Below are 6,817 nucleotides of genomic sequence, written 5' to 3' on the forward strand. Positions count from 1 at the left end.
CGGTAACACCTGGAAGTGGGCCGGCACGGGTTACGCAGGCGAGGGCAGAGGATTCCAAGAGCGCTGCACGTTGACCCTCGCGACAGGTGGAGGGTCGTCTTCGCTGAACTGCGAGATAGCCACTGACGGCAAGACATGGACTCCGTCATGGGAGGCTAAATACACCAAGTCCAAATGAGCTGTCTCGCACCATTTGATGAGAGTTGACAATCAACAGGACGGCGGCCTAATACAGTGTGCAGCGAAGGTCATCCGGCAGGCGGTGGACGCGCTTCGACCCTTGGGTGTGTGCGGTATGGTCGGGCAGGTACGACCTGGGGAAGAGGTCTCCCTGGATCCCTATACAATTCTTCTTGGTCGAACGCTACGTGGGATCGTGCAGGGCGACGCCATCCCCCAGATCTTGATCCCTCAGATTATCGAGCTCTACTTGCAGGGGCGGTTCCCAGTCGATCGCCTGATTGAGTACTATGCGCTCGAAGAGATTAATAAAGCCGCCACTGACAGCGAGCAGGGCAAGGTGATCAAGGCCGTGCTTCGCCCCAATAGGAGCTAAGCACTACTCGAGAGGTTCCGCGGGAGAAAACCGCGAGCAGACTAACATTCTAAGTCCTGCTGGTCAGACCGTGCCTAACATTGGCGTGGAGGCGATGCCGATTGAGAAGGAACCGCGGCCCATCTCAAATTTGGTAATCAGTACGTGCGCGTGTTCTACGTCTACACCCTCCGGGTGACGCGATGCTCTTTCATAACCCACGTAAACGACGGCGTCGGCATCAAGCTCACAGACGCCCGAATCGGGGGACGAAGCACAGGTTTGAAGTAGAACGTGCAATGCCAAAACAGCTCATCGCTCTCTTCTTTTTCGGTTTGCTGATGGCCCTTGGTTCGGCAGCGCAAACGCAGACCGCAACCTCGAGGGGCCTTTTCGAGCAAGTGGACGCCATTTACCCGGAAATCGAGGCGCTTTACCTCGATTTACACCAGCATCCCGAGACTTTCCATGCAGGAACAACGGACGGCGGCGAAGCTGGCCGAACGCCTGAAAGCCCTGGGCTACCAGGTAACCACCGGCGTGGGCCGCACCGGATAGTGGCGATCATAGCAGAGACAGCGATGCTGATGGATTTGATGGGCAGATGAACTGCTTTATCTGCGTTCACATTAGGCACGTGGCAGATCATCGGCGGCATGTGCGGCGGCCTCGCGCCGGCCGGGAAGTAGTGCGCCGTCTAACAGAGAGAGAAAGGCATCTATGGCAGACACAAAACATTCATTGCTGCGTGCATTGAAGCTGACGGATGCGATTGCGCTCGTTGCGGGCGGGATCATCGGGACTGGCGCCAGAGGAACCATGCTTCTCTTACTTCGCCAGAAGTTTCTTCTCAAGTTCATTCAAAAGAGTTGTGCGTTGCTGGCGGGGTTGGCGATCGTGCTGACCCTGCCAGCAACGCCAGCATCTGTTGCCGACGCGCAGAACGCCACTGAGTTCGACATTGTGCTGGCCAATGGGCGTGTGATGGATCCCGAATCGAATCTCGATGCAATCCGTCACGTCGGCATTCGAAACGGGAAGATCGCGGCGGTTTCATCGCGGCCTTTACGCGGACGCACGGTGGTTGACGCCAGAGGTCTGGTCGTCGCGCCCGGCTTCATTGATCTGCATTCGCACGGGCAGGATGACGAGAACTATCGCTTCAAAGCGCGCGACGGCGTGACGACGGCGCTGGAAATGGAAGTCGGCGCATCGCCTGTTGCCGCGTGGTATGCCCATCGTGAAGGCAAATCGCTCGTCAACTTCGGCGCGACGGTCGGCCACATCCCCGTGAAGATGGCCGTGATGAAAGACACTGGCCGCTTCCTGCCGCGTGACAACGCAACCAACCGCCGCGCCGCACCCGAGGAAGTCTGCCAGGTTGCCGACTTCATCAAACAAGGCCTGGACGAAGGCGCGCTCGGCATCGGCTTCGGCATCGCGTACGTGCCGACGACGACGCGGGGCGAGGTGTTCGATCTTTTCGCCCTGGCAGCCGAGCGCGGCGTGGCGAATTACGTCCACGTGCGGCACGCCGGAGCTGTCGAACCGGGCAGCGCGATTGAAGCCTTGCAGGAAGTCGTTGCCGATGCTGCCAGCACGGGCGCATCGCTGCACGTCGTTCACATCACCGGCACCTGCCTGCGGCAAACGGCCACCTGCCTGCAAATGATCGAAGGCGCCGCGCGGCGCGGCCTAGACGTCACGACGGAAGCTTATCCGTACACGGCGACGCAGACGCGCCTCGAATCGGCCATCTACGACGAGGGCTGGCAGGAGCGATTCGGGATGACGTTCAAAGACCTGCAATGGGTGACGACCGGCGAACGATTGACGGCGGAAACCTTCGCGCGTTACCGCAAGGAGGGCGGCTCGGTCATCGGCCATGCGATCCCTGAAGAGATCTCGCGGCTCGCCGCCGCCAACCCGCGCGTAATGGTTGCCAGCGATGGATTGATCGAAAACCGTCAGGGCCATCCGCGCGGCGCGGGCAGCTTCGCGCGCGTGCTTGGGGTTTACGTCCGTCAGCAGAAGGCGCTGTCGCTAATGGATGCGATTCGAAAGATGTCGCTGCTGCCCGCCCAGCGTTTGGAAAAGGCCGTCCCCGCGATGCGCTCTAAAGGCCGGATCAAGATCAGAGCCGATGCTGATCTCACCATCTTCGACCCGACGACGGTCATTGACCGCGCAACGTTCGAACAACCGGCGCAATACTCTGAAGGCATCCGGCACGTGCTGGTCGGCGGTGTCTTCGTCGTCCGCGATGAAAAGATCGTTGAAGACGCCAGGCCGGGCAAGGAAGTCCGCCGTCCGCGAGGAAATCAAAAACAATAATTATTCTTGAAATTTGCCGCCGCGCCCGTTTAGACGTGGCGCTCACCTGAGATCAAGCGCTGAAAAAATGAAAGTTAGAGCCTCTATCACACGGATAAGAAGTCATCAGCAACGGAGGTAAGAACTTTGATAATTAACCCTGCGGCAAGGCTGTGGGCAGCTTGTGCCATTATCGTAGTCTTCACTGTCGGCGCCCAAGGCCAGGAAAAGCGTTGTTTGACGGCTTCGAAGTTCGGGCCTGATGACCAGATTGGCAATCTTAACCATGTGACGCCGGCGAAAACGCTCGCGGCCTCAAAGCTGGTAACGCGCGGAAAGGCTTATCGACTCGGCATCGAGACCAACAAGGACACCCCCGCGTACGGCACACGCACGTTTGCGATAACGGTGCTGCAGCCGGGCCAGGCGGGCGGGGCCACGCTCGGCCCTAACAAAGCGACCTATAACGACGACATCATCACAGGCTGGGTCGGCGTAGGTTCGCAGATTGACGGCTTCGGCCACGCCGGCATCGACAATCTCTATTTCAATTGCAATAAGGCTGCCGACTTCACAATGCCCGACGGCCTCAAGAAGCTGGGCATAGAGAATGTGCCTGCGGTTGCAACGCGTGGCGTGCTGCTCGACATGGCGGGTTACTTCGGTACCGACATTGTGAAAGAAGGAACGGCGTTCAACCGAGCGGAGATCGAGGGCGCGATGAAACGCCAGGACATCAAGTCGATCGAAAAAGGCGACGTCGTTCTTTTCTACACGGGATGGCAAAAGCTGCTGGGCAAAGACAACAAGCGTTTTATCTCGGTCAACCCGGGGCTCGGCCGGGACGGAGCGAGGTATCTCGCGTCGCTCGAAGTGGCGAGGTTGGGGCGGACACGTCGAACTTTCAAGTGATACCGTTCGAAAAGGACGCTGGCCTCTATGAGGTCCACCAGATCCTGCTTGCCCTCAACGGTATTCACATACTTGAGAACATGAACACTGAAGAGATGGTCAAGGATCAGTCCTGGGAATTCCTGTTCACGCTCGGCCCCGCTCGCATCACTGGCGGCGTACAGGCGATCATCAATCCAATCGCGATCAGGTAGCATCGACAAAAATGAAGAAGCCTGCCAATCGAAACTCAACCATGAAAGTGAGCCAGATGATGATGAACACCCGCGCCCTTAGAGTCTCAATCTTACTGCTGACAGTTTGTATGCCCCAATCCTACGTCGCCCGCGCGCAGTCCGAGGGGGTCACCGCCGTACGCTGCGGCCGTTTGCTCAACCCGCTTGACGGCTCCGTAACTCAAGACGCCGTCATCATCACGCGCGGCGAGCGCATAGAGCAGGTCGGCCCGAAACTACCTATCCCCAACGGCGCGCGTTTAATCGATCTTTCAGCCTACACGGTGATGCCGGGCCTGATCGATTGTCACACGCACGTTTTATTGCAGCCCGAAGACGAGCGCGGCGCTCCACCCGTCATCAACAAGTCGCAGGCGTTTCGCACAGTTCAGGGGGTCGCCGCCGCCCGGAAAGATCTGGAGGCAGGGTTCACCACCATGCGCGACGTCGATAGCGAAGGCGCGGGCTTTGCCGACGTGGCCATTCGCGACGCGATCAACCGGGGGATAATACCTGGGCCGCGGTTGTTCGTCTCGACGCTCGCTTTGACGATCACCGCCGGCCATATGAATAACGTGGGGCTTAACCCCGATATTCAGATACCCGACCCGGCCGCGCTCACGGATTCGCGCGACGCGATGATTGCCGAGGTGCGCCGCCAGGTGAAGTACGGGGCCGACTGGATCAAGTTATACGCAACCGGCACGCTCAGGCATGTAAACCCCGTTACACTGGAGCCGATGAGCCAGGTTTCGGAAGAGGACGTTCGCGCGGTGGTCACCGAAGCCCGCCGGTGGGGGCGCGATGTTGCGGCTCACGCCTACGGGGGCGAGGGCGCGAATAACGCGATCCGCGGCGGCGTACGATCGATAGAGCACGGAATGCTGATGAACGATGAAACGATAAAGCTTATGGTCGAGCGAGCCGTTTTCTGGTGCCCGACGCTCGGCGTCTACATACCCGAGCACGAGGAAGACAAGACGGAATTGCGCCGCCGGATCGTCGCCACACATAAAGAGGTCTTTCGCAAGGCAATGACGGCGGGCGTAAAGATCGCCTTCGGCACGGACGTGGGCGCCTACGAGCACGGGACGAGCGCGCGCGAATTCTACCTGATGGTCGATTACGGGATGAAGCCGATTGACGCTATAAGGTCTGCTACACTCCGTGGCGCGGAGCTGCTCCGTATGGAAACTGAGATCGGCACAATAGAGCGCGGCAAGTTCGCCGACGTGATTGCCGTCGAAGGCAACCCGCTCGTAGACATTCGTGCCATGGGGCGCGTCGTCTTCGTTATGAAAGCCGGGCAGGTGTACAAATCGCCGCACTCCAAAAATGAAGCGCTGCCCGACATGTAATCGCGTTGAGACTGACGAGAAGCTCAACTTTTGTCGCGTTGATGGCACACAACTGATTGCTGCCGTTGCCGCTGAATCCGAGTCGGCCACGATGGCCCTTCCTGCTTCTCGTCCCGGCGAAGGAGTCACTACGGGACGACTCACCAACACTCCGTCTATCGCGGTCTTGCCATTCGTCAACATGAGCGCCGATCCGGAGAACGAATATTTCTGCGACGGGCTGGCTGAGGAACTCTTGAACACGCTGGCGAAGATTGATGATTTGAAAGTAGCGGCGCGGACCTCAGCATTTTCGTTTAAAGGGAAGAGTGTCAAAGTCGGCGAAATCGGACGCGTGCTCAACGCGAGCACAATCCTGGAAGGCAGCGTCAGAAAATCGGGCAATCGGATGCGAATCATGGTGCAGCTTGTCAATGCTGCGGATGGCTATCATCTCTGGTCAGAGCGTTACGACCGCGAGGTGCAGGATATTTTCGAAGTGCAGGACGAGATTACCTTGGCTGTGGTCGATGCCCTCAAATTGAAATTGCTGGGCGATGAAAAAGTGGAGGTGCTGAAGCGTTACACGCGCAATGCCGAAGCATATCAGCTTTACCTGCAACGGGCGTTTCTTCTTTTCCAAGCGAACTCCCGAGGGATTCGAGAAGGCCATCGAGTACTTCGAACGAGCGATCGAGCTTGATGCGCGGTATGCACTAGCCATTTCAGGGTTGGCCGATTGCTACACGTTTCTGGGTTGGTACGAAGTGATGTCGCCAGCAGAAGCTGAGCAGCAAGTGAAGCCGCTCGCCTTTAGGGCTCTCGAACTCGATGATACGGTCGCTGAGACGCGCGTCTCGGTCGCGACTTGGAAGGGACTATATGCGTGGAAATTTAAGGAGGCAGACCAGGAGCACATGAAAGCCATTTCGCGGAATCCCAAATATGCGCTGGCCCACCATTTAGATTCGGTGACACTTCCTCTATTCTGTCCAACGCTGATGTGCACTGCGCGGCCTGGATGCCGAAGATTATCGCCGTCAACTCCAAGCCGGCAAACAAGGTACAAAGGACTACTTTATGAATCGTAGAGAATTCAATCTGAATCTACTGCTTGCCGTTCCCGCGCTGACCTCACTAATTCCGCAAGCGCCATCACAACCACGCGTCAATGGGGAACGCGTCAACGCACACCTGAGAGAACTTGCGCAGTTTGGGAAAACGCCGGAAGGCGGCACACATCGCCTCGCCTATTCTGACGCCGACCTGCAAGCCCGCCAGTACGCGATGAGGCTGATGCGCGAGGCAAAGCTGGAAGTTTCGATTGATGCCGCGGGCAACATCGTCGGGCGACGCGGGGGAAGCGACACGGCGCTCAAACCCTTGATGATCGGCTCGCACATTGACTCCGTGCCCGCAGGCGGCAGCTACGACGGACAGGTGGGTTCGATGGGCGCAATCGAAGTGGCCGAGACGCTGGCGGAAAACAACGTGCGCCTGCGGCA

The 6,817-nt window shown here is 58.3% G+C and carries 8 protein-coding genes; all 8 read left to right on the plus strand.

Going from position 1 to position 6,817, the window contains the following annotated elements; translation table 11 throughout:
- Window positions 1-196: 196 nt before the first annotated feature.
- Window positions 197-556, plus strand: coding sequence for a hypothetical protein (locus VES88_02765; GenBank protein HYN80396.1), 360 nt, complete (start codon window positions 197-199; stop codon window positions 554-556).
- A 278-nt stretch (window positions 557-834) separates the two neighbouring features.
- The gene (locus VES88_02770) at window positions 835-1,143 is read left to right on the plus strand and encodes a hypothetical protein (protein ID HYN80397.1); all 309 of its coding nucleotides are present in this window, start codon (window positions 835-837) and stop codon (window positions 1,141-1,143) included.
- A 112-nt stretch (window positions 1,144-1,255) separates the two neighbouring features.
- Entirely contained in the window at window positions 1,256-2,869 is a 1,614-nt protein-coding gene (locus VES88_02775; protein HYN80398.1) for an amidohydrolase family protein, read from the plus strand.
- A 216-nt stretch (window positions 2,870-3,085) separates the two neighbouring features.
- Window positions 3,086-3,760, plus strand: a complete 675-nt coding sequence (locus VES88_02780; protein HYN80399.1) for a cyclase family protein — start codon at window positions 3,086-3,088, stop codon at window positions 3,758-3,760.
- Window positions 3,757-3,954: a hypothetical protein gene (locus VES88_02785; protein ID HYN80400.1), complete on the plus strand. Its 198-nt coding sequence runs from the start codon at window positions 3,757-3,759 to the stop codon at window positions 3,952-3,954. Before VES88_02780 ends, VES88_02785 begins: the two co-directional genes overlap by 4 nt.
- 11 nt (window positions 3,955-3,965) lie before the next feature.
- Entirely contained in the window at window positions 3,966-5,333 is a 1,368-nt protein-coding gene (locus tag VES88_02790) for an amidohydrolase family protein (protein HYN80401.1), read from the plus strand.
- Window positions 5,311-6,015, plus strand: coding sequence for a hypothetical protein (locus VES88_02795; protein HYN80402.1), 705 nt, complete (start codon window positions 5,311-5,313; stop codon window positions 6,013-6,015). The genes VES88_02790 and VES88_02795 overlap by 23 nt, the downstream gene beginning before the upstream one ends.
- Before the next feature lie 377 nt (window positions 6,016-6,392).
- Window positions 6,393-6,817, plus strand: a 425-nt coding sequence (locus VES88_02800; GenBank protein ID HYN80403.1) for a M28 family peptidase, incomplete at its 3' end; no start/stop codon positions are given.

The organism is Gemmatimonadaceae bacterium, assembly GCA_035633115.1.
Lineage (GTDB): Bacteria > Gemmatimonadota > Gemmatimonadetes > Gemmatimonadales > Gemmatimonadaceae > UBA4720.

Bases quoted from the DNA above. Each gene is read 5' to 3' on its own strand.
- VES88_02775 (HYN80398.1), top strand. From the start codon at position 1,256: ATGGCAGACACAAAACATTCATTGCTGCGTGCATTGAAGCTGACGGAT.
- VES88_02795 (HYN80402.1), top strand. From the start codon at position 5,311: ATGAAGCGCTGCCCGACATGTAATCGCGTTGAGACTGACGAGAAGCTC.
- VES88_02790 (HYN80401.1), top strand. From the start codon at position 3,966: ATGAAGAAGCCTGCCAATCGAAACTCAACCATGAAAGTGAGCCAGATG.
- VES88_02770 (HYN80397.1), top strand. From the start codon at position 835: ATGCCAAAACAGCTCATCGCTCTCTTCTTTTTCGGTTTGCTGATGGCC.
- VES88_02765 (HYN80396.1), top strand. From the start codon at position 197: ATGAGAGTTGACAATCAACAGGACGGCGGCCTAATACAGTGTGCAGCG.